A 26,311-nucleotide genomic window follows, 5' to 3' on the forward strand; every position below is an offset into this window, starting at 1 on the left:
GGGTTGAGGTGGCAGGAAGAGGGGTGGAGTTCCCCTAGGGAGCGGCCGGGACGGGCTCGGTGGGGCGGGGCGCCGCGGGCAGGGTGACCGTGAAGCGCGCGCCGCCCCCGTCGGCGTCGCCGACCTCGATGCGGCCGTCGTGCCGGTGGACCACGTCGCGGACGATGGCCAGGCCCAGTCCGGCCCCGCCCTCGTCCCGGGTGCGGGCGTCGTCGAGGCGGATGAAGCGGGTGAAGATGCGTTCCCGGTCGGCCGGGGGGACGCCCGGACCGTCGTCGGTGACGTCCAGGACGGCGCTGTCCGCCGGGCCCGGGCGCACCGCGACGCGGACGACCGAGCCGGCGTGGCGCTGGGCGTTGTCGAGGAGGTTGCCCAGCACCCGGGTGAGCTGGGTGCGGCTGGCGCTGACCGGGAGTGGCGCGTCGGGCAGGTCGGCGGTGATCGGGAGGCGGTCGCCGGAGCGGTGCGCCAGTTCGTCCCGGACGAGTTCGGGCAGGTCCAGGCGCTCGGCGCGGGGTCGTTCGCCGGCGTCCAGGCGGGCCAGGAGCAGCAGGTCGGTCGCGACGCGTTCCAGGCGGACGGTGTCCTCGATCAGGCCGTCCAGTTCGAGCAGGTGCGGATGGGCCCGGGCCACCTCCAACTGGGTGCGGAGACTGGCGATCGGGCTGCGCAGCTCGTGCGAGGCGTCGGCGACGAACTGCCGTTGGCGTTCCGTCGACTTCTCCAGGGCGGCGAGCGTGGCGTTGGTGGTCTGTGCGAGGCGGGCGACCTCGTCGCGCGAGGCGGGCTGGGGGACCCGTCGGGACAGGTCGCCGCCCATGATCTCGGCGAGTTCGGCCCGGATGCCCTCGACCGGGCGCAGGGCCCGGCGGGTCACCAACCAGGTCACCGCGGCCACCACCAGCAGGAGCGCCGGCAGACCGATCAGCATCGCGTCGCGCACCCCGTCCACCGCCTGCTGCTCGGTGTCGAGGGAGGCGCCGGCGTAGACGGTGACGGTCTGTCCGGTCGGGGCGGTGGCGAGCAGCCCGGCGACCTGGAAGTCCTGGTCGGAGTGGTCGTCGTGCAGCTTCAACGTGACCGTGCGGAACGCGGCGTGCTCGCTGGCGGAGCCCCGCGCAGGGGTGTCGTCGTCATCGTCGTCGTGGTCGTCGTGGCCGTCCGGCCGGTGCGGCGCGCGGGCGAAGTCGGCCATCGGCGGGGCGTGGTGGAGGTCGTCGCCGGCGGCCAGCACCTTGCGGTCGGCGTCGACCACCTGCACCGGCCGGTCGTCCTCGTCGGGCATGTTGAGGTGGTCGAAGGGCGTGCCGACCGCGACCTGGGTGGCGACCTCGCGGGCGACCACCTCCGCCTGGAGGCCGGCGCTGTCGACGAGGTTGCGCTGGAGCACGGCGAGGACCGCGGCCCCGGCGGCGACCAGGGCCAGCGCCACCACCAGGGTGGAGGCCAAGGTGGTGCGGGCCCGGACCGACCCCCACCAGCGGGGCTGGTGCGGCTGCGACGGCGCGGCGGCGGTCGGCTCAGCCACGGTCGGCCGCCAGCCGGTAACCGGCGCCGCGCACGGTGGTGATCGAGCGCCGGCCGAACGGGGCGTCGATCTTCCGTCGCAGGGCGCTGATGTAGACCTCGATGATGTTCGGGTCGCCGTCGTAGGCGAAGTCCCAGACGTGCTCCAATATCTCCGCTTTGGAGACGACGTGTCCGGATCGCGACGCCAGGTACTCCAGCACCGCGAACTCCTTGGCGGTGAGCGGGATCTCCTCCTCGCCGCGGGCGCAACGGTGCCCGTTCGGGTCCACCACCAGGTCACCGAGGCGCAGGACGGGGTTGCCGCCGCGCGTCCGGCGGCGCAGCAGCGCCCGGACGCGGGCCAGCAGGACCACGTAGGAGAACGGCTTGGTGAGGTAGTCGTCGGCGCCGGTGTCCAGCCCCTCCGCCTCGTCGTACTCGCCGTCCTTGGCTGTCAGCATGAGGATCGGGGTCTCGTCGCCGGCCGCGCGCAGGGCCGCGCAGACGCGGTAGCCGTTCATCCCGGGCAGCATGATGTCCAGGATGAGCAGGTCGTAGCCCTGGGTGGTGGCCAGGTGCAGACCCTCCCGGCCGTCGTGTGCCACGTCCACGGCGAAGCCCTCCGCCACCAGCCCCTTGGCCAGGGTGGTGGCGAGGCGTTTTTCGTCCTCCACGATCAACAAGCGCATGACGTCAGACTGCCAGAACGTTCCTGAAGGGCTCTTCAGGTAGCTTCAGATGGGCTTCAGCTCGGGAGCGTCACGGCGGTGGCCGCGCCTCTGACGCACCGTCGGTCGGAGCGGCACCGGCCGCCGGTGCGACGGGCCCGACGGCGCCCACGGCGAGCGGCCGGTGGCACGCCCTGTCACGGGCCGCGCCGACCCGCTGGGTCCCCGTGCCCGTCGTCGCGCCCACCGGCGGGGGCGCCGCCCATCGTGCGGAGCATCTCCCGGCCACCGGTGCGGAAGAACCGCACCAACAGGGCCGCGGCCAGGGCGAGGAAGGCCACGTTGAGCCAGGTGGTGTAGTTCAGGGTGACGCCCTCCTGCGGGATCCGCGCCCGGGCCTGGTCCGGGACGAGGCCGAGCCCGCCGAAGACGAACTCGACCACGTACCCGGCGACCGCGCTCGCGACGTAGAAGGTGCCGAGCAGCAGCAGCGCCATCCTGGGGCCGTAGTACTTCCGGTAGATGCCGAGGATCGGCAGGATCAGCAGGTCCGCGAAGACGAACGCCACCACCCCGCCGAAGCTGATCCCGCCCTTCCACAACACCACCGCGAGCGGCACGTTGCCGATGGAGCAGACGAACGACGCCATCGCGACCAGGGGACCGACGAGCGGCCCCCAGAACTCGGCGGCGAGCGGATGGCCGTCGAAGAAGAAGGACCGCCAGAAGGCGTCGGGCACCCATGCCGCGATGGCACCGGCGACGAGCAGACCGGCCACCAGGTCCCGCAGGATCGCCGCCCACTCCATGACGAAGACGTGCGCGGTGGCCGTGACGCCCTCGGGCGAGCACAGTCGGCGCAGGAAGGAGCCGTCGCGCCGGACGGACATGTCCATCGCGGCGTGCCCCTCCATCGAACCGGCCAGGCCGCGGTCGGCCTGCGCCCGGGCCGCGCCCAGCAACGCCGGCGTCAGGAAGGCCCGCAGCAGCAACGCCAGCACCACGATCATGACCGGCCCGCCCACGAACTCGGCGGCGGTGAACTGCCACCCCATCAGCAGCGCCAGGATGATCCCCAGTTCCACGACCAGATTGGTGGAGGCGATCTGGAACGCCATCGCGGCGGTGAAGTCCGCCCCCTTGCGGAACAGCGAACGGGCCAGCGCCACCGCGGCGTAGGAGCACGAGGACGAGGCCGCACCCAGCCCGGCGGCGAGTCCCAGGGTGCGCGGGCGGTCGTCACCGAGCGCCGCGACCACGGTGGACTTGCGGACCACCGCCTGGACCACCGCGGACAGGCCGAAGCCCAGGATCAGCGCCCAGGTGATCTCCCAGGTCATCGAGCCGGTGAGGGACAGTGCGTGGAGGACGGCGGACATGCCCGCATCCTTTCCCGGGCGTCCGGCCCCGCCGCGGACGGACACGCCCGGGCCCGAGCGGCCGCCGGCCCCTCGCCGCCGGGCCGGCCCGGGCCACCCGGGACGATCCGTTGTGCCGCCCGCACACTGCTGGTACACAATCGGCGGGTGCAGATCCTCGCGTTCCCCGAAGCAGCCACCCCCGCCGAACTCCGGACCCAGGTGCGGGAGCTCCAGGAACAGGCGTGGCCGTCGGAGCGGGGCACGGCCCCCGGGCCCACCGAGCCGGTCCACGACCCCGCGCTGCGGCCGCGGTCGATGCTGCTGGTCGACGACGGGACCGTCCTCGCCGCGCTGGACGTCCTCGCCAAGGAGATCCGGCACGCCGGCTGCGACTACACCGCCGTCGGCCTGAGCACGGTCGTGACGCGCCTGGAGGCGCGCGGCCGGGGGCACGGCCGGCGGCTGGTGACCGCGGCTCGGGAGGCGCTGGCCACCGGGGGTTACGACCTGGGGTTGTTCACCTGCGACCGACCGTTGCGCGCCTTCTACGAGAGCGCCGGCTGGCACCACCTCCCGGGCACCGTCCTCGTCGGCGGAACCCCGCAGGCACCCTTCCCCAGCGACCGGCCCGGGTTCGACAAGGTCACCATGGCGGACTTCTTCTCGCCGCGCGCCCGGCAGGCCCGGGCCGCGTTCCGCGACAGCCGCATCGCGCTGCACCCCGGGAACATCGACGCGCTGTGGTGATTCCCGTCCGATCCGCCGCCGGCATGGAACCGCCAGCTCCGCACACGCCTCTTCCCAGCTCGGACGGACCGCCGCGGTGCGCGGCCCAGGCAGTGAGGAGCAGGCGGATGGGCCGCTGGACGGGGCACACCACACGGGTGTTGCTGGCCTTGGCCCTGGCGGCCGCGGTGACCGGCTGCACGGCCGGGCGGGACGCGGCCGAGCCGACGGACGGCGCGGGCCGCCAAAGCCACGGCAAGGGCGGCTCGAACGGCTTCGTCGTGCAGTACCGCACCGGCGGCCGGGCGGCGACCGCCACCGGCTACCTCCGCGCGCACCGCATCCTGGACGCGGCGGCCGACCGGTTGAACGCCACCCTCAAGGTGCCGCAGCGCATCCCGTTCGTGGTCCGCTCGTGCGGTGCGGCCGAACCCGCCTACGACCCGGAGACCGGCACCATCGACTTCTGCGCAGAGCACGTCGACGAGATACGCGAGCGCTTCCGGCAGTCCGCACCGGGCCCCGACCGATCCGGCGGCACGGCGGCGGCCGACGCCCATGTGGCCGCCGTGCTGGAGGAGACCGCCTACCACGAGGGCGCCCACGCCCTGATCGACCGCCTCGGCCTGCGCTTCACCGGCCGGGAGGAGGACGTGGCCGACCAGTTCGCCGCGGTGCTGCTGATCGGCCAGGGCCGGGCCGGCGAACGCAAGGCCCGCGCCGCGGCGGACGACTACGCCCTGGCCGCCGAGGAGACCCCGTTGGACGCGGCCGACCTGCGCGACGAACACAGCCTCGACGGCCAGCGCGCGGCGAACTACGCCTGCTACGTCTACGGTGCGCACCCGGATCGGCACGAGGACCTCGTCGGGAGCGACGCCCGGCTCGACGCGGAACGCGCCGAGGGCTGCCCCGACGAGTGGGCACAGGCCAGGGACGGTTGGCGGCAACTCCTCACCGCGCACCTCAAGCGCCCCCTGTGACGTCGCGGGCGCACGGGCGCTGACCGTCCGGCCCCGAGCCCCCGCCCAGGCGCCACGGCGCCCTCCGCCGGGCCCGCGTCACGGTTCGCGCACCACTCCGGCGATGACCGCGGTCACCACCCGGTGAACGGCCGGCGCGTCCGGCGTGGTGCCCTCCCGGTCCGCGAACAGCAGGTGGCCGGCGCCGATCAGGGTGGGCGCGAGGACGTCGACGTCGGCGTCCGCGGCGACCCGGCCCAGCGCGCGCTCGGCGGTCAGGTAGGAGGCCAGCATCGCGGTGGCCTCGGCGAGGAGCGGGACGCCGGTCGAACCGCCGGCGCGCAGTTGGGCGCGCAGGCCGTCGCGGGAGATCACGAGCGAGACGATCGCCACGGCGACCGGCCCGAACACGTCGAGCAGCGCGGCGGTGAGGCGGTCGGCGACGGCGCCGGTCCCGGCGGCCGCGCGCAGCGCGGTGGCCTGGTCCTCGATCCGACCGATCCGGTCCCGCACCAACTCGGCGAGGAAGGCGTCGAAGTCGGCGAAGTGCCGGTGCAGGACGCCCTTGGCGCAGCCCGCCTCCGTGGTGACCGCGCGGCTGGTCAGCGCGTTCGGCCCGGCCCGCAGCAGGATCCGCTCGGCGGCGCCGAACAGCTGCTCCCGCACATCGCGGATGGCCACTCCTGTCGGCACGGGTGCGCCCCTTCCCTCGGTCGGATCCCGCAATCCTCCCATCCGGTTGACGAGTGGGCATGCGCCCACCATAGTGGGCGCATGCCCACTATGCCGCCCTCAGGGCTCCCCGAAGCGCGTCAACACCGGCAGGTGGCGGAGTCGTTCGGCACCGACGCCGCACGCTACGACCGGGCCCGGCCCCGCTACCCCGACGCCCTCGTGCGACGGATCGCGGCCGGCCTCCCCGTCCCCGACGTGCCCGACATCCTCGACGTCGGCTGCGGAACGGGCATCGCCGCCCGGCAGTTCCGCGCGGCCGGCTGCCGGGTGCTCGGGGTCGAACCGGACGCACGGATGGCCGAGGTGGCCCGCGCACTCGGCACGGAGGTGGACGTCGCGCGGTTCGAGGACTGGGACCCCGCCGACCGCACCTTCGACGCCGTGGTCGCCGGCACCGCCTGGCACTGGATCGACCCCGTCGCCGGCGCCGAGCGGGCCGCACGGGCCCTGCGCCCCGGCGGCCTCCTGGCGCCGTTCTGGAACGTCTTCCGGTTCCCCGACGACGTGGCGGACGCGGTCGTCGGGGCCTGCCGGCGGGCACTTCCGGACGCGCCGTTCGACGTCACCGCGCTGACGAAGGGCGCCCTCGACGCCTACCGGCAGGTGTGCGCCCGGGCCGCCGACGGCATCCGGGACGCGGGCGGCTTCGACGAGCCGCAACAGTGGCGCCACGACTGGGAGTGGACCTACACCAGGGACGCCTGGCTGGACCAGATGCCCACCCTGGGGGCCTTCACCCGCATCCCGCCGGCCGCGCTGAGCGACGTGCTGGCGGGCGTCGGGGCCGCCATCGACGCGCGGGGTGGCAGCTTCACGATGGGCTACGCGACGGTGGCGCTCATCGCCGTGCGCACCGGGACCGCCTGAACCGCGCTCCGGAGCACGGCGGTTGCCCCGACCGGGCGGAGCGGCGCGGTTCCGTCCCGCCCGCACGCGGCCGGGACGGAACCCGCCGACGGATCAGCGGTGCCGGTCCGCGCACCAGCGGGGTGCGGTGCCGAGGGTCTCGACGTAGCGCGCCGACAACCAGGTGATCCGGCCCTCCCCGACCTCGTACCAGCGCGGATTGCCGTGCACGTTCTCGCCGTTGACCTTGCAGCGGAGGGTGACGACGGTGCCGTACGGCAGTGAACCCACCGCCCGGTACGCGGTCCCGGGGCCGTCCCGCAGCTCCAGGCCGTTCTTGGCGATCACGCGGCCCTTGGACGGGCCGAGGCCGCCACCCGCGGTGGCCCCCGCGGGACGTGCGGCGGCGGCCGTGCCGGTGCCGAGGACACCGCAGAGGAACCCGGCGCAGGCGAGTACGGCGGCGCCGCGGCGGAACGGGGACAGGTGTGTCATGACCGACCTCCCGATCGCGATCCATCCGGCTGTCCGGACGGTTCGATGCCAGACGAGAATTCCCCGACCGGCGTCCGGATCCTTCGTCGGGCGAGCGAATTCACCGGCACGGGACCGCCTCGAATACCTGCCCGGAGCGGCGGCCACGGCCTCCGGCGTGCGAGGGAGCATCAGGACGGCACCCTCGGGGCGACCTGGGTGGCGAAGGCGGCGGCGGAGTCGCACAGGTTCGGTTGCGTCCCGGTGCCCGCCTTGACGTGCACGAACACCTTCCCGAACGAGGTGGGCCAGACGATCGCGCACCCCTGGTCGTTCCCGAGCACCGACGCGGACGGAACTCCGGTGACGGTAGTCGGCGTGGGTTCCGGCGACACCGGGATGTCCTTGGCGTAGATCAGCGTGTAGGTGAGGGCGGCGCCGCCTACGGTTCCGCTCCAACTGCACGCCTTCAGCCCGGCCTGTGGATCGCTGGGGTTGTTCGGGCGGCCCGCGGACAGGCCCCAGGCCGCGGCGGTGTTCGCGTCGAGTGCCGCGCACGGGTCGGGAGCCGCGGCCAGACCGTCCGTACCCGGCGAGGAGACCGACCCGCCGCCGGGACTGCTCGACCAACCGCCGCCGGGCGCGGAGGGCGGGGCGCCGCTCCACGTCGGGGAGTCCGGTTGGCCGTCGCGCGCCAGTTGCCACAGCCCGACCACGGCCGCCGCGACGAGCACGACCGCTGAGCCCGTCACGATGAGCATGCGCCGGGACCTGCCGTCGGGCGGCGCACCGACCGGCCGTGCCGGCTCCAGCCAGTCCTGTTTGTCCTCGTCCCACTGGTCCATGCCGGCCCCTCCTAGCCCTGGCCGCCGAGGAGTTGGGTGATCTGCTGGACGACCGCCGTCGCCGAGGCGAGCCCCGCCACGGCCGTCGCGCCGAGGTCGAGGCGGTCGCGCAGCCACTGCAGGCGGTCCCGACGCACCCGCCCGGTGCCGTCGATCTCCTCTTCGGCGTCCGCCAGTCGGGCATCGATCTCCGACGTCTCGTCCGTCGCGGTGAGCAACGGCAGATGCTGACGCAGGGTGCCCAGTGCCGCCCGGAGTTCGGGCGGCGCGTCGAGCGCCGGTTGCGTCGAGGCGTCCAGCGCCCGGGCGTCCGCCCCCGCGGCCGCCGCGCCGCCGGTCATCACGCCGATGCTGATGCCGCCGGCGGCGCTCGTCGGCACGGCGGGCGCCTCGGGCCCGTCCGCGGGCGGGAGCGCCGGTGCCGGGCGGCCGGCGCGGACCGAGCGGTCCTCGGCGGCGGCCCGCTCGCCGGCCGCGACCGCGCCGCCGGTCAGTACGCCGATGCTGATGCCGCCACCGGCCCGGTTGCCGCCCGCCGCCGCGTCGCCGGGCGGGGCGGCGTCCGTCCCGTCGTCGCCGATCTCCCGGCCGTGCACCGGCTCCTGCTCCGGCTCCTGAACCGTCATCCCCGACCGCCCCCCGTCTCCGTCGACGCGTCCGTGTGCTTGGCCAGGGCGCGCTCGCCGGAGGCGACCGCACCGCCGCTCATCCCGCCGATGAACACCCCGCCCTCACCCACGTTGATGATGTACTGGTCGAACACGCCCGTTTCGTAGCCCTTGTTGCGCAGGGCCTCCTGCACCCCGTTGGCGATCCGGTCCTGGAGCGTCTTCACGTACCGGCTGATGTCCATCTCCTGGAACAGCGAGAGTTCCGGCACGCTCCCCAACTCCCGTACGGACGCGACCGGTGCGTCCGGCAGGGCGTGTTCCGGCATCGTCAGCCACGTGCGCATCAGGGACAGTGCCGTCTGGCACAGCGAGACCGCGGCGGCGCATCCCGCCGAGGGGCTGGTCAGCACGCTCCTGATCACGTCGCGCAGCGGGCCGTCCCCGCCGTGCGCCGCGACCACGTCCACCGACTTGAACTCCGGGCGCACCGGCGTCAGGACGTGCGGGGCGACCTCCAGGACCAGCATCCCGCCCTGGGTGTGGATGCGGACCAGCAGGCAGATCGCCACCTGCTCGTCCCAGGCACCGACCCGCACCCGCAGGAAGTGGCGGCGGGCCTCGGCGCCCTCGCCGACGGCCCGTTCCAGGTGCTCGCGGATGACGTCCGGCCCGTAGTCCACCTCGCCCCGCGCCAGCCCGACCGGCAGATAGACCAGTTCCTCGACTTCGAGGGAGCGCAGGCGGTCCCGGCTGGTGGCCGCGGCCGAGGTGCGCAGCGCCTCCAGCCGGGGCTTGATCAGATCGACCACCTCCCGGCCGGTGAGCGGGGCGGGGACGCTCCCGGGCCGCCGCTTCGTGAAGGAGGGCGGCGCCGGGCGCGACGGGGACTCCGGCGCCTCCCGCTCCGGCGATCCGGCCCAACTCTGCTGCTTCAGTTCCATGGCGACCGACCACGGCTTGTACGGCGTGCCGGCGCCGACGAAGGGCCGGAACGGGTCGTAGATGGCCAGCCGGGCGTGCTGTTCGCGGGCGATGGCCGCCCCGATGCGCCGGTACTGGGCGGTGGCCGGCAGCGCCGCCCGCCGCCCCTCGACGAAGGTCTCGCGGCCGAGTTGGTGCCGCATGACGGAGACGACGTGCGCCCGGTGTGCCCAGATCGGCGGCACCAGCAGGACCGGGAACACCACGGCGATCCAGGCGTCGCCGCCGCGGAACAGGGTGGTGAGCACGGCCGCCCCGTACACCACCGCCACCACGAACGGCAGTACCGGCAGCACTGCCTTCAGCCGGCCGCGGGTGGCCTCCTTGAGCACCGAGCGCCCGAGGGCGAAGAGGGAACTCCTGGTTCCACGCACGAGCCAGGACACGACGCAGACCGCCCCGTAGGCCACGAACCACGGCACGGGGAGGAGCGACTGCGCACCGACGTCGGCCAGGTCGAGCCCGATGAAAACGGCCCAGACGGCCAACAGCAACAGCCCGGTCTGCGCCTCCCGGCGGCGCGCCGACAGCGCGTGGGCGAGGACCGGCAGGGCGTCGAAACCGAGCGAGGGCGCTATCGGGCGCTCCTCGTGCTCGACCAGTTCCTGGATGACGCGGCGACGGAACTGTCCGTCGAAGTAGACCCCCGCGCACAGCAGGCGGGTGGCTTCGCTGAGGCCCTGCTCGGAGGGCGGTCCGTCGGATGGCGAGGAGGGGTCCGTCGGCGATGGAGTGTTCGACGGAGCGGTCGCTGGTTTTTCGGGGAAGGACAAGATCATGCACCCCCGTGATCGAACTCGTCCCCTGTTGCGAGGTGTTGACGGAGTTGCTATGGGGGCAGTATGACTCCCGGTCGTCGGGCCCGGAAGGGGTTCCGTCGGCTTGGTAACTCCTTTGCTCTGACGATGAGTTGACGCCCAAGACGGCCGTTGCTCCCGGCGCCTGCGCCCGCGCGTGCGCCGGGAGCAACCCCTGGGGCGCGAGGGGCGGTACGGCCGGAGGCGCGGGTGATGGCGGGGGAGCCGTGCGCACCCGGCGGGAGGTCCGTCGCGCCCGGGAGTGCTCGGCGGGCGGAACGGCGTCGGCGCCGGTGGGGACGCGCCTTGCGGTGCCGGGCCGTCGTGCACCACGGCGCAAGCCAGCGATGCGAGACGTCGGACCTCCGGCGCACAACTGCTCAATATATGAAGAATGCAGATAATGACGTTATCGGTGAGCGGGCCGGGAAGGCGTTTGGGCGGGGCGATTCGGGCCCCGCATTCCTGTGCCCCGGCCGACCGGCGGGGCTTCGGTGCTCGGTGCCGGAGGAACGTACATGCTGATGGTCACGGACCTGCTCGCGGACTGTCTCCGCAACGCCGGAGCCCTGGAGATATCCGCCCTCCCCGCCTGTGCGGACGCTTCCGAACTCCCCGCGGCCCGCACCGCGTTCCTGGCCGCCGGCCTGGCCGCCGTGCGGCAGCGGACCGCGGGGACGTCCTGGGTCCAGTTCAACCTCGCGCCCGCGCCGGACGGTCACCTCCCGGCGTACGACTGGCTGGGCACCGTCGCCCGGGAACTCCTCGACACCCACCGCGCCCGCAACTTCTTCTTCATGCACAAGGAGCCCGGACTGCGAGTGCGGTTCGAGGCGCCGGACGGTGAACGGGAGCCACTGCGGGCGGAGTTGGCGCAGCACTTCGCCGAACGGGGCGGTTGGCGGCAGCCGCCGTCGGGCGTGGTGTACGAACCCGAGCAGTACCTCTTCGGCGGCCGGGCGTCGATGCCCTACGTGCACCGGCTGTTCACGCACGACTCGTTGGCCTGGCTGGACCACCACGCCCGCCATCCGTGCCCCGAGGGGGAGGCCACGGCCTGGCGGCGCTCGCTGTTCATGCTGCGGGAGGTGTTCGCGGGGCTGGGAGTGGTCGGGTGGGAGCACCGGGGCGTGTGGGACGTCGTACGCGAGGACACCGGACGCCGGCTCACCACCGCCGCCCGCGACGGGCACGGGCCCGGAGGAGGGGCGGCGTGGCGGCGGGCCGCCGAGGGCATCCGGGAATTCTGGACCCGGCCCGGCGAGCGGATGCTCGCTTCGTTCCCCGAGGAGCAGCGGGCGTCCCTGGCCGAGGGCGCCGTGGCCCTGGGCGAGGCGGCCCGACGGTGGCGCACCGGCTACTTCGAGTCGGGCGCCGCCACCACCGGCCCGCGGCGCGCCGCCGCCTACGCGGTGGTCTTCCACTGGAACCGGGCGCGGATGTCGTTCGCCCGGCAGTGCCTGTTGGCCGAGGCGCTCGCCGATGACGGGGAGGCCCGATGACGCGCCGGGCGCCGGACGCGGCCGGCGCCCGCCCACCGGCCGCGGCGGCCCGCCCGCCCGGCACCGTCGGGCCGACCGCACTGGTCCGCATCGCCGGACTGCCGGGCACGCTCTGGGCGTCCGCCGGCAACGAACCGCTCTTCACCTGGGCCGCCGACCTGGCGGAGCGGGACGCACTGCACACCGCCCGGGCCAGGGCACTGGGCGACCGGCTCGGGATCGACGTCGTGCCGAACCCGCGCCTGGCCGACGCCGCCCGCGGCGCGGTGCTCGCCCTGCGCCGCAGACTGCACGCCGGGACCGCCCCCGGCCCCGCGGACCTCCCCGTCCTGGAGACGGTGGCCGGCGTCGACCCGTTGCTGGCCGACGCCCTCACGGAACTGGCCGACCGGGCGGCGGACCTGGCCACGGCGCGGGCCGCATGCGCCGCCGCGGTCGCCACCGACCGCGCACGGGTGGGCCGGCTGGCCCTCGACCTGCTGCACCACGACCCCGTCCTGCGCGGCCACCTCGGCGCCACCGCACCCCGGATCGCCGCGGACTTCCCCCGCCGGGCGGCGGCCGGCGAACCCTGGCACGGCAAACGGCTGCGCAAGTACACCGGCTACGTCTGGCGGGTGGCTGCCCGGGCCGCCGCCAAGACCACCCCGCGCGACTGGCTCGGCCAACTCGCCGCCGTCCCCGTCTTCCCCGCACCCGCACTCGGCGCCGCCGCGGCCGGGGATTCCCTCGTCGTGCCGCCCGCCCGGGCCGGGGCCGGCGCCACCAGCAGCATGGAGAACGTCCACCTGCTGTGGGAACGGCTCCGGGACGCCGGACTGGCCGCCGCCGGCCCCGGCAGCTTCCTCGCCCTGACGCCCCTGCACTGCCCGATGCCCACCGGCGTGCTGCGCTGCGCGGTCGTCGACACCGGCTCCCGGGGCTCCCGGCTGCGCCGGATCGAACTGCGCCGCACACCGGTCCTGGACGCGGTCCTGGCGCTCCTCTCGCCCGGCCCCCGCCCGTTCGCCGAGGTCGAGGCCCTGATCGCGGCGCGCCTGAACACCCCGGCGAACGGCACCCCTGAAGGGCGGCGGCGGGCCGTCACCGCGCTCCGCGGGTTCCTCCAGCACCTCCTGCGGCTGGGCGTCCTGCAACTCTGTGCCGCGCCGGCGCAACGCCGCACGCACTGGACCCCCGCCGCACGGATCCACCCGCCGCACCACGCCCCCGACGACCACCCGGTCCCGGCGACCGCGGCGGCCCCGGACGCTCGCGACGGCACCTGCCCGCACGCCAGCGACGCCGCGCCGCCCCACCAGGACGCCACGTGGTTCGTCGACTCCTACCGCACCCTCGACGCCCGCCTCGACGCCCTCGCCCTGGCCCGGATCACCCGCGGCCTGCGGCTCGCCACCCGGCTCGCCGCCCTGCGCGCCGAAGACCGTCCCCCCACGGACCCCACCGGCACCACCGCGCAGCCATACCCGGGACCGGCGGACATCGGCCCCGAACCGCGCTCGGTCGCCGACCTCCTGACCGCCCCGCCCGCCGGCCCCTCCGCCGATACGGACCGCCCGACCACCGCCGCCACGCGCCGCCGCTACGTAGGCTGGCACCCCGCCAGGACGCCCGGTTCCGGATACGCCCACCTGCTCGCCCACCTCGCGGCCCACCTCGACGACGCGCGGATCGACCTCGACGGCCCGCTGCTGGACGCCTGCCACGCCCCGCCCGAGGCCCCCGAACTCCTGGCCGCCTGGCCGGCGGACTGCCTGCTGCGCCCGCTCGACGCCGAGGGGCCGGTCGCCGTCCTGGAGACGGTCTCCCCGGCCGGCGTGCTCGACGCCCGGTTCGCCGAGGCCCTGCACGCCCTGCACGCCGGCCGGGGCGGCTACCCCCAACCGGCCGCCTATCGGGCCTTCCTCGCCGCCCTCGAACGGGCCGCGGACGTCCGCTTCGTCGAGGTGCTGGTCCCCCCGTTGGACGCCCGCGCCGCCAACGCCGTACGGCGTCCCGTGCTCACCGACTGGTGCACCGGAGATGCCAACACGGCCCTGTACTACGGGAGTTGCAGCGACGGTGAGGCATGTGGAGCGCCGGCCGCGGCGACGCCCCGGCCGCCGGGCGGGAACGCTCCCTGCCCCGTCCACCACCTCCCCCTCGACCGGCTCACCCTCCGCTCCGACGGGCGCCACCTCATCGCCGAGGTCGACGGGGCGCGGGTCTTCCCCGTCCACCACGCCACCCGGAACCCCGCCCCGCCCTACGACCGGCTCACCCGCCTGCTGATGGCGGCCGCCCACCCGGCCACCCAGCACGTGGTCCAACTGGGCGGCCTGATCGGGGCGTTCCCCACGGCCGGGCGGGTGCCCCGGCTGTCACTCGGCGGGGACCTGGTCGTCAGCCCCGCCGCGTGGCGGGTGCCCGTCACGGAACTGTGGGAGCCCGGAGCCCGGGAGGCCGACAAGGTGACGTCCCTCGCCGTCCTCCGGCGCACCCGGCAGCTGCCGCGCTTCTGCTTCGCCCGCCCGGCGCCCGGTGCCAAACCGGTACCGGTGGACCTGGCGGCGCTGCCCACCCTGCACGTCCTGGAACGCCTGCGGGCCGCCGCGCCCGACGGGGCGTTGATCGTCGAGGAGGCGCTGCCCGCACCTGGCCGCTCGCCGGTGCGCGACGCCGTGCACGGTGGGGCACCCGTCGCCGCCCAGGTGCAGCTGCGGACGCCGTACGACGCCCACCCCGAGGAGTTGGCGGCCCGCGCCGCCGCGGCCCTGCGGCACTGGTCCGCACCGCCCCCGCCTCGACCGAGGCCCCAGACCACCCCGGACGCCCCTCCAGAGGGACGGCCCCCGGGGCGGAACCGCACACCGAGAAAAGGAGGGCAGTCATGCCCACAACCATCGAACTGACCGACCTCGACAACCTCATCGGCGATCTGGACGCCCGGATCACCGAGTCCGAACTGCCCAGCGCCGAGGCGTACACCGGCGGCTGCTCCGGCGTCTGCACCGTCGTCGTCTGCGACACGGTGCTCTTCTGTTCCGGGGTCGTCTGCTGACCGGAGGATCCACCCGCCGCGGATGAGCACCGCGGCGCGACGGACCGTCAACGCAGTTCGCAGCAGACGAGGTTGAACGAGCCGTCCGGCATCCCGCCGGACGGCTCCCTGCCCTGGAGGACGCCGCACCCATGCCCCTGCACTCCCGCACCGGACACACCGCCGCAGTGCACCCGCGCCCCTCACCCGCTCGGGAGGCCCGGTGGCGGGCCCACGCCCTCCAGGACGCGGTGCTGCTCCTCGACCGGTACGTCGAGCGGGCCGGCACCGGCCAGGCACCGGGCGCCGGCGGCCACCCCTCGGACCCGGGCGTCCCGGTCCTCGCCCGACTGGTCGCCGACCGCGGCGACCCCGTCGCCACGGCCGCGGCGAGCCGCGCCACCGCCGTGTGGGCCCGCACCGCCGGACGCGGGGCGGGCCACCCGGGCCTCTACGACGGCGGGCTCGCCGGAACCCTCGTCGGGCTGCGCCAGGCAGCCACCCTCCACCCGGCCCTGCACCAGGTCGCCGACCGCCTCGCCGACCGGCTCCCCGCACGCATCCTGGCCGGCGCCGCACGCACCACCCCCGGAGCGGTCACCTTCCGGGACTACGACCTGATCCTCGGCCCCGCCGGCACCCTCCTCGCACTGAGCTCCGCCGCCCCGGAGCGGCACCGCGTGCTCGTCCGCCTCGGCCGGTGCCTGGCCGCGCTCTGCGCCGCCGACGGGCTCGACGGACTGCGCACCCACTATCCGGAACATCCGCAACTGGGCTGGCTGGACGGGCGGATCAACACGGGCACGGGCCACGGCGTCGCCGGCGTCCTGACCGCCCTCGCGGTGGCCGCCCGGCAGGCGGAGGAGGGCGATGCGAGCGCGGCCCCGGAACTCGCCGCGGCCCTGCGCCGGACGAGCCGTTGGCTGCGAGGCCAGTCGTTCGTCGACGCGCGGGGCATTCGCTCCTGGGACGGCGCCGGGCCGGCAGCCGCCCCGCCCGGCGGGGCCCGCCGCCGACAGGCGTGGTGCTACGGAGCCCCCGGCGTCAGCTGGGCGCTGTGGGACGCCGGGGACACCCTCCGGGACCCCGCGGTCCGGGACTTCGCCGGCGCCGCCTTCGACACCCTCGCCGCCGGCTACGACGAGGACTTCCACCTCTTCGGCGACCACCTCGGCGACCGTCTCGGCCTCTGCCACGGCGCCGCCGGGGTGCTGGCCGTCGCCGACGCGCTGCACCGGCACGCTCGACTGCCGTCGGCCACCGCACTGCGCGCCCGCCTCCTGGCGCACCTCGACGCCCACCGGACCGGCACCCGCGCGCTGGGGGAGGAACGGATGGGCCTGCTGGGAGGCGCCGGCGGCGCCCTGAGCGCCGTGCTCACCGCCACCGGCGGCGCCCGCGACTGGCTGCCCTGCCTGGGCCTGCGCTGACTCCCGCCGTAACCAGCGATGTGAGTGGCCGTTAACCCGTCCATGAGCGCTATGAACGACCGCCTCCTCAGCCTCGTCGACGGTGTGGTGGATCTGGACGAGGAACGACTGCCCCTGCTCACCTTGCGCGAGGCGCGGGCCGCGATCGAGCTGCTGCGCCTGCTGGCGGCGGGCGACGGCGAAGGGTCGCACGCCGCCCGGCACTTGGCGCGGAACCTCGGGCGCCGGATGCCCTCCGAACACTGACCGCGGCCGGTGCCGGCGGGGCGCCGGGCGAGGGGCGGACAGCAGGCGAGAATCCACGATCGATAGGATTTTCGCCATGGCGAAACACCTGTTATTCGTGGCCCTGCTCGGTCACGGGCACATCAACCCCACACTTCCGCTGGTCGAGGAACTCGTCCGCCGCGGGCACCGCGTGGACTACGCCACCAGCGCGGAACACGCCGAGGCGGTCACCAGGTCCGGGGCCCACTGGGTGGAGCTGCCGCCGCTCCCGCCGATCGACCGGCCCACCGAATTCGGCCCGGAGACCTTCGGCCGCTTCATGCGCCACCTCTTCGCCGGAATGCGCACGGCCTACCCGGTGCTCCGGGACCACTGCGCCACCACGCCGGTGGACGCGATCTGCTACGACGCCATGAACTGGTCCGCCCGGGAGCTCGCCGAGGAACTGGACCTGCCGGCCGTCCGACTGATCCCCAACTTCGCCTCGAACGAGACGTATTCGCTCTTCGCCCAGTTCATGACCGGCACCGACGGGGTGCACCCGATCACGGCGGCCATCGGCGCCGACTGCGCGGAGTTCGCCGCGGAACACGGTGTCGCGCTCGACCCGGCCCACCTGCTGGACACCACCGAGAAACTCAACCTGGTGTTCATACCGAGGGAGTTCCAGCCCGCCGGCGACTCCTTCGACGAGCGGTTCCACTTCATAGGTCCCTCGCTCGGCAGCCGCGCGGACGAACCGTGGTCGCCGCCGGACCCCGAGGCCCCGGTGCTGTTCGTCTCGCTGGGCACGGTCTTCAACGACCGCCCCGAGTTCTACCGCACCTGCATCGACGCCTTCGCCGACGAGCCCTACCACGTGGCGATGTCGGTGGGCGGGCTGGACCCGGCCGCCCTGGGGCCGATCCCGGCGTCGTTCGACGTCCGTGCGCGGTTCCCGCAGCCGGCAGTGCTCCAGCGGGCCACCGCCTTCGTCTCGCACACCGGGATGAACTCCACGATGGAGGCCCTGTACTACGGCGTCGGCCTGATCGCCGTCCCGCAGATGCCCGAACAGGCCGCCAACGCCGGACGGGTGCAGGAGCTCGGGCTCGGCGAGCAGCTCGACGCCCGCACGGTGACCGCGGAGGCGCTGCGGGCCGCGGTGGCCAGGGTCGCGTCCGACGACGCGGTCCGCGCCAACCTCGACCGGATGCGGAAGGTCGTCCGGGAGAGCGGCGGCGCCGTGCGCGGCGTCGAGGTGATCGAGGAGTACCTGCGCTGAGCGGCCGGCCGGTCCGCCTCACGGCGGTGGGGCGGACCGGCCACCGCCTTCAGGAGCCGGGCGACGGGGCCGGCGCGCCGTCCTTGAGCATGCCGGTGCGCAGCCGGCTCAACGTGCGGTTGAGCAGCCGGGAGACGTGCATCTGCGACACGCCGAGCTCGGCCCCGATCTGCGACTGGGTCATCTCCTGACCGAAGCGGAGCTCGATGATGCGCCGTTCACGGGCGTCGAGTTGCCGCAGCAGCGGCGCGAGGGTGTGGAGGTCCTCGACGGTCTCCAGGGCCGGGTCGTGGGCGCCCAGCACCTCCGTCAGCGCGCGCCGCTGGTCGCCCGGGTCGGGGTCGGCCGGGGTGTCCAGGGAGTCCGCGGAATAGCCGTTGGCCGCGACGAGTCCCTCGATCACCTCCTCCTCCGACAGCTTCAGGTGCGCCGCGAGCTCCGCGACGGTGGGGTCGCGGTCGTGCGCGGCGTGCAACTGCTCCTTGGCCTTGGCGAGTTCGGTGCGCAGCTCCTGCAACCGGCGCGGCACGTGCACGGCCCAGCCGGTGTCCCGGAAGAACCGCTTGATCTCACCGAGGATGTAGGGGACGGCGAAGGTGGAGAACTCCACCTCGCGGGAGAGGTCGAAGCGGTCGATCGCCTTGATCAGGCCGATGGTGCCGACCTGGACGATGTCCTCCATGTCGTCGCCGCGATGGCGGTAGCGACGGGCGACGTAGCGCACCATCGACATGTTCATCTCGATGAGCGTGTTCCGCGCGTACTGGTACGCGTGGGTGCCCTCTTCGAGCTCCTGCAGCCGGTCGAAGAACTGCTTGGAGAGCGCGCGGGCGTCCCGCGGCGCCACGGCACGCGGCCGCCTGACCTCCGGGAGACCGTCGTCGCGTGCCGTGGTCTGCGCCGGATCCGCGGTGTCGTTCACGACGATGGTCATCACGTCTCCCTCCGTGCCCGACCCCTGCGGGCACCCTTGCCGGCGCTTACCCCGTCCGTGCCGAGGCATGCGTGCCGCGCAGGAATCCGGCCAGAACGGGGTCCGGGCACCGCGAGCGCCGCTCGGGGGGCCTCAGGAGGACGACGCCGGGCCCGGCAGGGACGCCGTGGCCAGCGCGAACAGCGCCTCCTCGGGGGTGTCCTGGACCGGCATGCTGACACTGATCCCCGTCAGGTCGAGCAGCCGCCGGACGACCGGGGAAGCGGCGGCCAGTTGCACGCTTCCGCCCACCTTCTTGGTGTCGTTGTGCACCCTGATGATGACGCCCAGCCCCGAGGAATCCATGAACGGCACATCGCGCAGGTCGAGCACGAGATGGCGTCGGCCGTGGGCGAGTTGGTTGGCGAGCTGGTGGTGCAGGGCGGTTCCGGTGGCGGTGTCGAGCTCACCGCACACGGCCGCCACCGCCGTCCGCTCGTCGATGACGGTGACTTCCACGCTCAGCAGATCGGCATGCGACATGTGTCGGCTCCCTTGTCGTGGATCGACCCCGTGGTGGACCAACGGTGCGCCGGGCGGCTCGTGCCGCCGGAAGGCGCAGGTCACCGGGGCAGACCCGGTCGTGCAGTCCGTCCGTGCCGGCCCCGAGCGGAGCGGTTCCGGCAGGCCGCGCCAGGCGTCGGCCGGCTCCGGGCGGACCTCGTTCCTGATCCGTGACGAGGGGTCGCCTGCCCCGATGATCTCCGGCTATTCCTGGTGTTCGCGAAATGCCCGGACGCGCGCCCCGGCGCTGCTCACCGCAGGCGCAGCGTGACGTGGATGCCCTTGCCGAACACCATCGAGGTGATCACGACGGACGTGGCGAGCCGGCCGACCAGCGACCAGCCGTAGCCGCCGATCCGGCCGTCACGGGTGTCGGACGGCACGAACGGGTGGACCGGGCTGGCGTCTTCGACGGTCACTTCGAGCCGATCGCCGCTGATGCGGGCGGTGAAGCCGGTGACTCCACCGGCGTGCCGCAGGGCGTTGGTGACCAGTTCCGAGGTGATCAACAAGGCGTCGGCCACCACGATGTCGTCGACCTGCCGGTGGCCGGTGCGCAGCAAAGCGAGCACGCGGTCACGCGCTTCGCCTGAGGTAGCGGGCAGTTCCGCGGTGAGAGCCACCGTTCACCTCCTTGGTGGTGCAGGGTCCGGCCTCGGGTGTGCGTCTACCCGCCGTACTGCGATTCGTGCATCAGAGGGTCACTCTGCCACACGGCCGGGTCACGCCCGGGCCGTTCCCGCTTCACGACGACGGTGGAGTGGGCGCGGCGGCAGCGGGCGGAGCCGTCAGGTGGTCCAACGTGCCGGTCACGGCCAGTAGCCGGTCGAGTGCGGGTGGGCGCTCCTCCAGGTGCAACGACACCCCCAGCGCGGTGGTGCGACGGTGGACCATCAGCAGCGCGGACAGGCCCATGGAGTCGCACAGCACCAGCCCGCCGCAGTCCACGCGCAGGGCCCGCAGGCCGCTGCGGGCGGCGAGGTGCTCGGTCACGGCGTCCTGGAACTCGGCGGCGCTGTCGACGTCGAGTTCGCCGCGCACCGTGATCCGCAGCACGTCGGGACCGACGGCCGTCGAGGACAGGTGGAGTATCCGGGCGGGGGACGGATCGGTCATGCGGGCTGTCCGGGGTCGAGCTGTCGGGTGGCGGGCGGCCCGGAGGCGCGCAGGGCGCGGGAGAGGGCCTGCCGACCGCGGGTGATCAGTCCCACGGCCCGCGGGAAGTCCCGCAGCGCGCACTCCAGCACGTCCAGGGCGGGCAGCAGCGATTCCGGGGGCACCGCTCGGGCGCGCAGGACGTCCGCCGTCCACACCAGGAAACCGCTGAACAGCTCGGTGTCGTCGGTGTAGAGGGCGGCGGTGAGGAATTCCACGAGGTGCGCGACGTCCTGCGCGGTGTGGTCCCGTTGTACGTCGTCGTAGTCCAGCAGCGCGGGGAAACGGCTCTCCAGACCGGCCAGCACCTCCCGCACCAACTGCCGGGAGCCCCTGGCGACCAGCGTGTACTCCTGGTCCGCCAGGTGCGGCAGGTCGTCGATCGCCTGGTGGTCCGCCTGCCGGCGGGGCAGGGGGCGCTTCAGCAGCTCCGCCGCCTGGCGGGCGTCCGGCGCCCAGGCATCGGCACCCAACTGCCGTGCGTGACGGCCGTCACTCCCGAAGGCCGCCCCGCCCACCAGCACCGGTACCCCGGTGGCCTGGCAGGCGGTGATCGTGGCGTGCGCGGCGGGCAGCCGGGTGACCAGGGAACTCGACAGCGCCACCAGGTCCGGGTTGGTGCGGTGGAGGTGGGCGATCAGGTGCGGAGCCGGGACCTGCGCGCCGAGGTAGTCCACCCGCCAGCCGCGCAGCCGGAGCACCTCGGCCAACAACCGGGCCGGCAACGCGTGCCACTCGCCGTCCACGCAGGCGACGGTGATCCGGCCGCGCGCCGGCGGTACGGGCGGGACGTCCGGGTGCTGCGCGAGCAGGGCGATGACCCGCTCGTTGATCGCGGTGGCCGCGTGCTCCTGCGCCACGCTCAGCCGGTTCGCCGCCCACTCCACGCCGACCCTCCGCTGAACGCCGCCGATGACGTCCAGCAGCAGGGTCTCCGGCGGCACGCCGTCCATCAGCGCGTCCCGGACGCCGGTGCCGGCGGCGTACTCGTCACCGGCACGGACCGCCTCCCACAACCGGCTTGTGTGGAAGGGGACTTGGTCCCCGGCGGTGAGCGGGGCAGGAGGTGCCGAGGACGTCGTCATGCACCGTGTCCCTCCGTCGGGGTGCCGCCCGGCGCCCGGCGCGAGGAGCCCCGCGGCGCGGTGACGGTCACCACGGCCATGTCGTCGTGTTTGTTGACTCCGACCCACTCCGTCGCCAGCATCTGGACGTGCTCCGCCACTGCCTCGGCGGGCATCCCCGCGCAGTGGGCGAGCGCCCGCCGCAGCCGTGCGTCGCCGAAGAGTTCGTCGCCCAGCGGGCCGCCCTTGGACTCGGTGATGCCGTCGGTGAAGAGCACCAGGGACTCGCCCGGGGCGAGGGTGAGCGGGGCGGTCACCGCATCGATCTCCGGCAGCACGCCGACGAGGTTGCCGTGGGTCTCGACCTCCGCCACCCGGCCGTCCGCCCGGACGACCAACGGAGCGGGGTGCCCGGCACACGTCACCCGCAGCTCCACCCGGTCCGCCCGGCGGCGTGCGGAGGCCATGACGAGCGTCGCGAAGCGGGTGTGGTGGGAGCTGAGCAGTGCGCCGTTGAGCAGCCGGAGCATCCGCACGTGGTCCCCGGACAGCGGCAGCAGCGCGTGCAGGGTGTTGCGGATCTTTCCGGTGAGCACCGCGGCGTCCAGCCCCTTGCCGCAGACGTCGCCCAGCACCACCAGCGACTCGTCCCGCGGCGCCGCGGCCGGATGGATGTCGTAGAAGTCGCCGCCGACGCGCTCGCCGTCCTTGGCCGCGCGGTAGCGGGCCGCGAACTCCACGCCGCCGACCTGGCCGACGCGCGGCGGCAGCAGCTCGCGCATCAACGTCTCGGTGATCTGCGCCTGTTCCGCGTAGAGCCGGGCCGCGGACATCGCCGCCCCGGCCCGGGCCGCGAAGAGCCGCGCGAAGGACTCCTCGCTCTCGCCGAACGCGGCGTGGTGGGCCCGCCGCAGCAGCACCAGCGCACCGGCCGGCACGCCGTGGCCGGGAAGCGGGGTGACGACCATCGCCCCCACGGGGCCGAAGTCCTCGGGCACCAGCCACTCCGGGGCCGCCGCAGGATCGATCCAGCGGGACGGCACCGGCGGGAACCCGCGCAGCGCCTCGGCGAGGCCGGGCACCGACTCCGGTGCGACACCGGTCAGTTGGCGGCTGTGCGCCCCGGTGCCGTCGGCGGACACCACCGACAGCACCCGGCCGCGCGGGGGAGCGATGACGACGGCCGCGTCCGCGAGGTGGGCGGCCGCCAACCGGCCGGCCACCTCCATGCACCGGTCCAAGTTCAGCGACGACAGCAGTTCGTTGGAGGCCCGGGCCAGGAACGCGGTCCGGTTGCGCTCCTGGAGCAGCCGGCGTTCGGCCAGCCGGACGTCGGTGTCGTCGGTCAGCCACCACACCACCTCGCCCTCGGGCAGGCGGGTCGCATGGGCCTCGAAGCTGCGGCCGGCCACCTCGCCCCGCGGCGGCGGCGCATGCGGTGCGGGTGTCGCGGACAGCCGGTCGTGGGCCAGCAGGAGCCAGCCGGGCAGCACCTCGCACAGTGCGCTGCCCTCGACGGCGTCGGGCACCAGCAGGCCGAACGCCTCGTTGGCCCGACGCACCGTTCCCACGGGGTCGGCCACGAGGACCGGGTAGGGCGCGGCGTGCAGCGCCGCGTCGCTCCAGGCGTTGTCGGCCGGGCGTTTTGCGGAGTTCACCACGTGTCGGGCCCCGGGGCCGTCCGGAGCCGCTCACCTTTCCTGGTCGTGCCGGCGGGGGCTGCGGCCCACCATTCCACCGCCCGGCTTCCGCGCGCAATCCGCCCCCGGCCAATTCCTCCGCGCCGCTGCGTGTGCCGATCATCCGGTGGCCCTGCCGCCCGCCGCGGAGGCCGGCCGGCGGTCCCCGGCGCGGGCCGGACGGACGCGTCACGTGCACGCTCATTTCGGCCGGACCCGTGATCTCCGGGAGTGCTGCGACCACCATCCGTGACATCCTGTCACCCATGCACGCACCCACACCGGCCGTGGTCACCCACGCAGTTGAGGATCAGGTGTTCGTCATCCGCGTCACCGGCTCCCTCGACCACGAGAGTGCCGCTCTCCTGGAAGAGGCGTGTGCGTTGGCGGAGTCGCACGCGGCCCGAAGGACGGTGGTCGACCTCTCCCTCACCGACTTCGCGGACTCCACCGTCCTCCACGTCCTGCTCGGCGCGCAACGGGCCCACCACCGCCGGCAACGCAGGCTCCTGGTGGCCGGCCCCTTCCAGCCGGTGGTGCGCCGCCTCTTCGAGGTCACCGGCACGACCGACTACTTCACCCTCGTCGACAACGTGCCGACCGCCGTGCAGGAGTGACCCCGCCCGGGCCGCCGGGGCCCGCGGACGCCGGCGGGCGCACCCCGGTCCGACCACGCCCTCACCGATCCGCGCAGGCGTCCAGGCGCCGGGCCAGTGCACGCACGAGGTCGCGCAGTTCCGCGGGGTGCTCGATGACGAACGGGCGGTCCAGTGCGGCCAGTACGGGCGGAATCCAGTCCAGCCGCTCGGCGCGCATCCGGACCCGCACCCAACCGTCCCGGTCCGCTTCGGGCGTTCCGTCGGGTTCGCCGTCGCGTTCGGCCGGATCCGCGTCGTCGGTCCCCACCGCGGCGGCGATCGGGGACACCGTCGCGAGGTCGGCCGGGAGGTGCCTGCGGACGTGCGGCACGTCGGCACGGACGCGCACGGACACCTCGTGGGCCCATGGCGTTCGCGCGAGGCCGGTCAGCACCCGTGTCACCGGATCGAACGCCGCCGGGACGACGAACGAGCCGGAGCGCACGCTCAGGGCGGAGATCCGGTCCAGCCGGAAGGTTCGCACGGCCCCGTCGCCGTCGCCGTCCCCGTCGCCGGCGGCCGGGTCCGCGGCGGCCAGGTACCAGCGCCCGGCGTGCGCCACGAGGCCGTAGGGCAGGACGGTGCGGTCGGTGCGGCGGCCCTTGCGATCGGTGTAGGTGAGCGCCACCGGCCGTTGCTGTTGTGTGGCCTCCGCCAGGCCGAGCAGCACGGCCGTCTCCGGAGCGGCGCCGGGGCGCGGCCGTGCGGTGACGTCGGCCGTCTCCAACAGCGCTGCCAGGCGCCGTGCCAGGGGCTTGGGCAGCACGCGCCGCAGCTTCGCCGCGGCGCTCTCGCTCGCCGCGGCCGAGGTGGTGACCAGTCCTGCCGACTGTGCGGCCAGGAGGCCGAGCACGACGGCCAGCGCCTCCTCGTCGGTGAGCATCAGTGGCGGCATCCGGTAGCCGGGGGCGAGTCGGTAGCCGCCGTACCGGCCGCGGACCGCGTCGACGGGCACGTCGAGATCCAACAGGTGGCCGACATAGCGGCGGACGGTGCGTTCGTCGACCGCCAGGCGAGCGGCCAGGTCGGGGACGGGGTGGATGCCGCCGCCCTGGAGGATCTCCAACAGGGCGAGCACCCGAGTGGTCGTAGTGGTCACCCGGACAAGTCTGCCGCCCATACCGGGCGGATCCTGTCCGCTATTGGTCCTAACGTTCAGACGTCCGCTCGCCGCATCCGGCGTCGCCTCTTCCTGGGAGCCGTTCGTGAACCTCGTTTCTCTCCGCATGATCACCCACGACGTGGCCCGTCTCGTCGCCTTCTACGAAGGGGTCACCGCCGTCCCCGCGACGTGGTCCACCCCTGAATTCGCCGAGTTGGTGACGGAGGCGTGCACGCTGGCGATCGCCAGCGACCGCACCGTGGCGCTGTTCGGCGCCGACTCCGCCCGACCGGCCGCCAACCACACCGTGATCACCGAATTCCGCGTCGCCGACGTCGATGCCGCGTACGCGCGCCTGACGTCGCTGGACTGCGCGTTCGTCCAGCGGCCGACGACCATGCCGTGGGGCAACCGCTCCCTCCTCTTCCGGGACCCCGACGGGAATCTGATCAACTTCTTCACGCCCGTCACCCCCGAGGCCGTGCGACGGCAGGAGCGGTAGCAGCCCGTCCGGGGCAGTGCCGCGCTCGGGCTCCGTCCGTCTCGTGGGCCGTCCGTACCGGGACGTCGCCGCCGGCGCTGGGGCGCGGTCAAGTTGCCTTGCCGAAAAGCCGGTTGAGGTGCTCGTCGACGGCGGTCAGGGCCTCTTGGGGCTCGATCACGCCCAGTTCGACGAGCGGGGTCAAGCCGGTGAGCGCCAGGAGCAGGTTGGTCTCGGTCGCCGGGTCGCGGTCGGGGCTGAGGTGGCCGTCGGTGACGGCCTGGCGGACGATCCGCTCGACGAGGTCGCGGCCGTGCGCCAACCCGTCGCGTGCGCGGGTGCGGATGTTCGCGTCGTGCAGTGCCTCCAGGACGTAGGCGGCGCTCATCCGGCTCGTCGTGCGTGCATCGGGACGGAGGGGGAGCATCTCCACGAGCATCACACGGAGCAGGTCGCGGGGGTGCGGTGGGTCGCCGAGTCCGCTGACGCCTTCGGCGACGCGCAGCGACGTCTGTGCGGACGCGAAGTCCATGGCGAAGACCACCATTTCTTGCCGGGTGGCGAAGTAGTGCTGCACCGCGCCGTGGGAGATGCCCGCTTCCTGGGCCACCTCGCGGACGCTCGCCTGCGCGATGCCGCGTTCTTCCACTACGCGCCACAGCGCTCGGGCGATGGTCTCGCGGCGTTCGCGGTGATCCACCTGCTTGGGCATGGTCGGCCTCCCCTTATTCCATACGGTTGACATATTACATCTGAC

The 26,311-nt window shown here is 74.2% G+C and carries 27 protein-coding genes; 11 read left to right on the top strand and 16 right to left on the bottom strand.

Features of this window, described 5'->3' with window-relative positions; translation table 11 throughout:
- Positions 1-34: 34 nt before the first annotated feature.
- The 3 genes from ACJ6WD_RS14950 to ACJ6WD_RS14960 form a co-directional block, all read right to left on the bottom strand.
- The gene (locus tag ACJ6WD_RS14950) at positions 35-1,528 is read right to left on the bottom strand and encodes a sensor histidine kinase (RefSeq protein WP_376558867.1); all 1,494 of its coding nucleotides are present in this window, start codon (positions 1,526-1,528) and stop codon (positions 35-37) included.
- Positions 1,521-2,198, bottom strand: a complete 678-nt coding sequence (locus ACJ6WD_RS14955) for a response regulator transcription factor (protein WP_331246157.1) — start codon at positions 2,196-2,198, stop codon at positions 1,521-1,523. Before ACJ6WD_RS14955 ends, ACJ6WD_RS14950 begins: the two co-directional genes overlap by 8 nt.
- Positions 2,199-2,374: 176 nt before the next feature.
- Positions 2,375-3,556 (bottom strand): permease, encoded by a 1,182-nt coding sequence (locus ACJ6WD_RS14960; RefSeq protein WP_407615935.1) that lies wholly within the window; start codon positions 3,554-3,556, stop codon positions 2,375-2,377.
- A gap of 147 nt (positions 3,557-3,703) precedes the next feature.
- Between ACJ6WD_RS14960 and ACJ6WD_RS14965 the strand changes: the two genes are divergently transcribed.
- On the top strand, positions 3,704-4,285 hold the full coding sequence (locus ACJ6WD_RS14965) for a GNAT family N-acetyltransferase (protein WP_376447227.1): 582 nt from the start codon (positions 3,704-3,706) through the stop codon (positions 4,283-4,285).
- 107 nt (positions 4,286-4,392) lie between these two features.
- Positions 4,393-5,247 carry a DUF4344 domain-containing metallopeptidase gene (locus tag ACJ6WD_RS14970; RefSeq protein WP_233656067.1) on the top strand — a complete coding sequence of 285 codons (855 nt, stop codon included), beginning with the start codon at positions 4,393-4,395 and terminating at the stop codon, positions 5,245-5,247.
- 78 nt (positions 5,248-5,325) lie between these two features.
- Here ACJ6WD_RS14970 and ACJ6WD_RS14975 read toward each other — a convergent pair whose 3' ends face one another.
- Positions 5,326-5,919 carry a TetR/AcrR family transcriptional regulator gene (locus ACJ6WD_RS14975; protein ID WP_407615936.1) on the bottom strand — a complete coding sequence of 198 codons (594 nt, stop codon included), beginning with the start codon at positions 5,917-5,919 and terminating at the stop codon, positions 5,326-5,328.
- Between the two features lie 81 nt (positions 5,920-6,000).
- On the opposite strand from ACJ6WD_RS14975, the gene ACJ6WD_RS14980 reads away from it, so the two are divergent.
- The gene (locus tag ACJ6WD_RS14980) at positions 6,001-6,828 is read left to right on the top strand and encodes a bifunctional 2-polyprenyl-6-hydroxyphenol methylase/3-demethylubiquinol 3-O-methyltransferase UbiG (protein ID WP_233656065.1); all 828 of its coding nucleotides are present in this window, start codon (positions 6,001-6,003) and stop codon (positions 6,826-6,828) included.
- Between the two features lie 93 nt (positions 6,829-6,921).
- Here ACJ6WD_RS14980 and ACJ6WD_RS14985 read toward each other — a convergent pair whose 3' ends face one another.
- From ACJ6WD_RS14985 to ACJ6WD_RS15000, 4 genes are all read right to left on the bottom strand, one after another.
- Positions 6,922-7,302, bottom strand: a complete 381-nt coding sequence (locus ACJ6WD_RS14985; protein ID WP_407615937.1) for an SH3 domain-containing protein — start codon at positions 7,300-7,302, stop codon at positions 6,922-6,924.
- Between the two features lie 170 nt (positions 7,303-7,472).
- The gene (locus ACJ6WD_RS14990; protein ID WP_407615938.1) at positions 7,473-8,126 is read right to left on the bottom strand and encodes a DUF3558 family protein; all 654 of its coding nucleotides are present in this window, start codon (positions 8,124-8,126) and stop codon (positions 7,473-7,475) included.
- A gap of 11 nt (positions 8,127-8,137) precedes the next feature.
- Positions 8,138-8,752, bottom strand: a complete 615-nt coding sequence (locus tag ACJ6WD_RS14995; RefSeq protein WP_233656062.1) for a hypothetical protein — start codon at positions 8,750-8,752, stop codon at positions 8,138-8,140.
- Positions 8,749-10,497, bottom strand: a complete 1,749-nt coding sequence (locus ACJ6WD_RS15000) for a hypothetical protein (protein ID WP_376446877.1) — start codon at positions 10,495-10,497, stop codon at positions 8,749-8,751. The genes ACJ6WD_RS14995 and ACJ6WD_RS15000 overlap by 4 nt, the downstream gene beginning before the upstream one ends.
- Before the next feature lie 536 nt (positions 10,498-11,033).
- Between ACJ6WD_RS15000 and ACJ6WD_RS15005 the strand changes: the two genes are divergently transcribed.
- The 6 genes from ACJ6WD_RS15005 (at position 11,034) to ACJ6WD_RS15030 (ending at position 17,958) form a co-directional block, all read left to right on the top strand.
- Positions 11,034-12,017, top strand: coding sequence for a thiopeptide-type bacteriocin biosynthesis protein (locus ACJ6WD_RS15005; protein ID WP_407615939.1), 984 nt, complete (start codon positions 11,034-11,036; stop codon positions 12,015-12,017).
- Positions 12,014-14,908 (top strand): hypothetical protein, encoded by a 2,895-nt coding sequence (locus tag ACJ6WD_RS15010; RefSeq protein ID WP_407615940.1) that lies wholly within the window; start codon positions 12,014-12,016, stop codon positions 14,906-14,908. Before ACJ6WD_RS15005 ends, ACJ6WD_RS15010 begins: the two co-directional genes overlap by 4 nt.
- Entirely contained in the window at positions 14,887-15,057 is a 171-nt protein-coding gene (locus ACJ6WD_RS15015; RefSeq protein ID WP_233656058.1) for a hypothetical protein, read from the top strand. Before ACJ6WD_RS15010 ends, ACJ6WD_RS15015 begins: the two co-directional genes overlap by 22 nt.
- A 131-nt stretch (positions 15,058-15,188) precedes the next feature.
- Entirely contained in the window at positions 15,189-16,466 is a 1,278-nt protein-coding gene (locus ACJ6WD_RS15020) for a lanthionine synthetase LanC family protein (protein ID WP_407615941.1), read from the top strand.
- 51 nt (positions 16,467-16,517) lie between these two features.
- Entirely contained in the window at positions 16,518-16,712 is a 195-nt protein-coding gene (locus tag ACJ6WD_RS15025) for a hypothetical protein (protein ID WP_233656056.1), read from the top strand.
- Positions 16,713-16,788: 76 nt separating this feature from the next.
- Positions 16,789-17,958 carry a macrolide family glycosyltransferase gene (locus tag ACJ6WD_RS15030; protein ID WP_407615942.1) on the top strand — a complete coding sequence of 390 codons (1,170 nt, stop codon included), beginning with the start codon at positions 16,789-16,791 and terminating at the stop codon, positions 17,956-17,958.
- A 49-nt stretch (positions 17,959-18,007) separates the two neighbouring features.
- Here the strand turns inward: ACJ6WD_RS15030 and ACJ6WD_RS15035 are convergent, their stop codons facing one another.
- The 6 genes from ACJ6WD_RS15035 to ACJ6WD_RS15060 form a co-directional block, all read right to left on the bottom strand.
- Positions 18,008-18,892 (bottom strand): RNA polymerase sigma factor SigF, encoded by an 885-nt coding sequence (locus ACJ6WD_RS15035; protein WP_233656054.1) that lies wholly within the window; start codon positions 18,890-18,892, stop codon positions 18,008-18,010.
- Positions 18,893-19,024: 132 nt separating this feature from the next.
- A complete protein-coding gene (locus ACJ6WD_RS15040; RefSeq protein ID WP_016577785.1) occupies positions 19,025-19,414 on the bottom strand; it encodes an STAS domain-containing protein in 390 nt (129 codons plus the stop codon).
- Between the two features lie 272 nt (positions 19,415-19,686).
- A complete protein-coding gene (locus ACJ6WD_RS15045; RefSeq protein WP_233656052.1) occupies positions 19,687-20,058 on the bottom strand; it encodes an ATP-binding protein in 372 nt (123 codons plus the stop codon).
- 121 nt (positions 20,059-20,179) lie between these two features.
- A complete protein-coding gene (locus ACJ6WD_RS15050; RefSeq protein ID WP_233656051.1) occupies positions 20,180-20,551 on the bottom strand; it encodes an STAS domain-containing protein in 372 nt (123 codons plus the stop codon).
- Positions 20,548-21,675 carry a B12-binding domain-containing protein gene (locus ACJ6WD_RS15055; RefSeq protein ID WP_407615943.1) on the bottom strand — a complete coding sequence of 376 codons (1,128 nt, stop codon included), beginning with the start codon at positions 21,673-21,675 and terminating at the stop codon, positions 20,548-20,550. Before ACJ6WD_RS15055 ends, ACJ6WD_RS15050 begins: the two co-directional genes overlap by 4 nt.
- Entirely contained in the window at positions 21,672-23,315 is a 1,644-nt protein-coding gene (locus ACJ6WD_RS15060) for a PP2C family protein-serine/threonine phosphatase (protein WP_376446881.1), read from the bottom strand. Before ACJ6WD_RS15060 ends, ACJ6WD_RS15055 begins: the two co-directional genes overlap by 4 nt.
- A gap of 284 nt (positions 23,316-23,599) precedes the next feature.
- Between ACJ6WD_RS15060 and ACJ6WD_RS15065 the strand changes: the two genes are divergently transcribed.
- Positions 23,600-23,950 (top strand): STAS domain-containing protein, encoded by a 351-nt coding sequence (locus tag ACJ6WD_RS15065; RefSeq protein ID WP_233656049.1) that lies wholly within the window; start codon positions 23,600-23,602, stop codon positions 23,948-23,950.
- A 61-nt stretch (positions 23,951-24,011) separates the two neighbouring features.
- Here the strand turns inward: ACJ6WD_RS15065 and ACJ6WD_RS15070 are convergent, their stop codons facing one another.
- Positions 24,012-25,070, bottom strand: a complete 1,059-nt coding sequence (locus ACJ6WD_RS15070; protein WP_233656048.1) for a YafY family protein — start codon at positions 25,068-25,070, stop codon at positions 24,012-24,014.
- Between the two features lie 106 nt (positions 25,071-25,176).
- Here ACJ6WD_RS15070 and ACJ6WD_RS15075 point away from each other — a divergent pair, with 106 nt between their 5' ends.
- Positions 25,177-25,575, top strand: coding sequence for a VOC family protein (locus ACJ6WD_RS15075; protein WP_233656047.1), 399 nt, complete (start codon positions 25,177-25,179; stop codon positions 25,573-25,575).
- Between the two features lie 88 nt (positions 25,576-25,663).
- Here the strand turns inward: ACJ6WD_RS15075 and ACJ6WD_RS15080 are convergent, their stop codons facing one another.
- On the bottom strand, positions 25,664-26,266 hold the full coding sequence (locus tag ACJ6WD_RS15080) for a TetR/AcrR family transcriptional regulator (protein ID WP_233656046.1): 603 nt from the start codon (positions 26,264-26,266) through the stop codon (positions 25,664-25,666).
- Between the last annotated feature and the right edge of the window lie 45 nt (positions 26,267-26,311).

Origin of the sequence: Streptomyces sp. VTCC 41912, assembly GCF_045799175.1 — a bacterium.
GTDB lineage: Bacteria > Actinomycetota > Actinomycetes > Streptomycetales > Streptomycetaceae > Streptomyces > Streptomyces albulus_C.

Bases quoted from the DNA above. Each gene is read 5' to 3' on its own strand.
- ACJ6WD_RS14955 (WP_331246157.1), bottom strand. From the start codon at position 2,198: ATGCGCTTGTTGATCGTGGAGGACGAAAAACGCCTCGCCACCACCCTG.
- ACJ6WD_RS14960 (WP_407615935.1), bottom strand. From the start codon at position 3,556: ATGTCCGCCGTCCTCCACGCACTGTCCCTCACCGGCTCGATGACCTGG.
- ACJ6WD_RS14970 (WP_233656067.1), top strand. From the start codon at position 4,393: ATGGGCCGCTGGACGGGGCACACCACACGGGTGTTGCTGGCCTTGGCC.
- ACJ6WD_RS14980 (WP_233656065.1), top strand. From the start codon at position 6,001: ATGCCCACTATGCCGCCCTCAGGGCTCCCCGAAGCGCGTCAACACCGG.
- ACJ6WD_RS14985 (WP_407615937.1), bottom strand. From the start codon at position 7,302: ATGACACACCTGTCCCCGTTCCGCCGCGGCGCCGCCGTACTCGCCTGC.
- ACJ6WD_RS14990 (WP_407615938.1), bottom strand. From the start codon at position 8,126: ATGGACCAGTGGGACGAGGACAAACAGGACTGGCTGGAGCCGGCACGG.
- ACJ6WD_RS14995 (WP_233656062.1), bottom strand. From the start codon at position 8,752: ATGACGGTTCAGGAGCCGGAGCAGGAGCCGGTGCACGGCCGGGAGATC.
- ACJ6WD_RS15000 (WP_376446877.1), bottom strand. From the start codon at position 10,497: ATGATCTTGTCCTTCCCCGAAAAACCAGCGACCGCTCCGTCGAACACT.
- ACJ6WD_RS15005 (WP_407615939.1), top strand. From the start codon at position 11,034: ATGCTGATGGTCACGGACCTGCTCGCGGACTGTCTCCGCAACGCCGGA.
- ACJ6WD_RS15010 (WP_407615940.1), top strand. From the start codon at position 12,014: ATGACGCGCCGGGCGCCGGACGCGGCCGGCGCCCGCCCACCGGCCGCG.
- ACJ6WD_RS15015 (WP_233656058.1), top strand. From the start codon at position 14,887: ATGCCCACAACCATCGAACTGACCGACCTCGACAACCTCATCGGCGAT.
- ACJ6WD_RS15020 (WP_407615941.1), top strand. From the start codon at position 15,189: ATGCCCCTGCACTCCCGCACCGGACACACCGCCGCAGTGCACCCGCGC.
- ACJ6WD_RS15025 (WP_233656056.1), top strand. From the start codon at position 16,518: ATGAACGACCGCCTCCTCAGCCTCGTCGACGGTGTGGTGGATCTGGAC.
- ACJ6WD_RS15030 (WP_407615942.1), top strand. From the start codon at position 16,789: ATGGCGAAACACCTGTTATTCGTGGCCCTGCTCGGTCACGGGCACATC.
- ACJ6WD_RS15035 (WP_233656054.1), bottom strand. From the start codon at position 18,892: ATGACCATCGTCGTGAACGACACCGCGGATCCGGCGCAGACCACGGCA.
- ACJ6WD_RS15040 (WP_016577785.1), bottom strand. From the start codon at position 19,414: ATGTCGCATGCCGATCTGCTGAGCGTGGAAGTCACCGTCATCGACGAG.
- ACJ6WD_RS15050 (WP_233656051.1), bottom strand. From the start codon at position 20,551: ATGACCGATCCGTCCCCCGCCCGGATACTCCACCTGTCCTCGACGGCC.
- ACJ6WD_RS15055 (WP_407615943.1), bottom strand. From the start codon at position 21,675: ATGACGACGTCCTCGGCACCTCCTGCCCCGCTCACCGCCGGGGACCAA.
- ACJ6WD_RS15065 (WP_233656049.1), top strand. From the start codon at position 23,600: ATGCACGCACCCACACCGGCCGTGGTCACCCACGCAGTTGAGGATCAG.
- ACJ6WD_RS15080 (WP_233656046.1), bottom strand. From the start codon at position 26,266: ATGCCCAAGCAGGTGGATCACCGCGAACGCCGCGAGACCATCGCCCGA.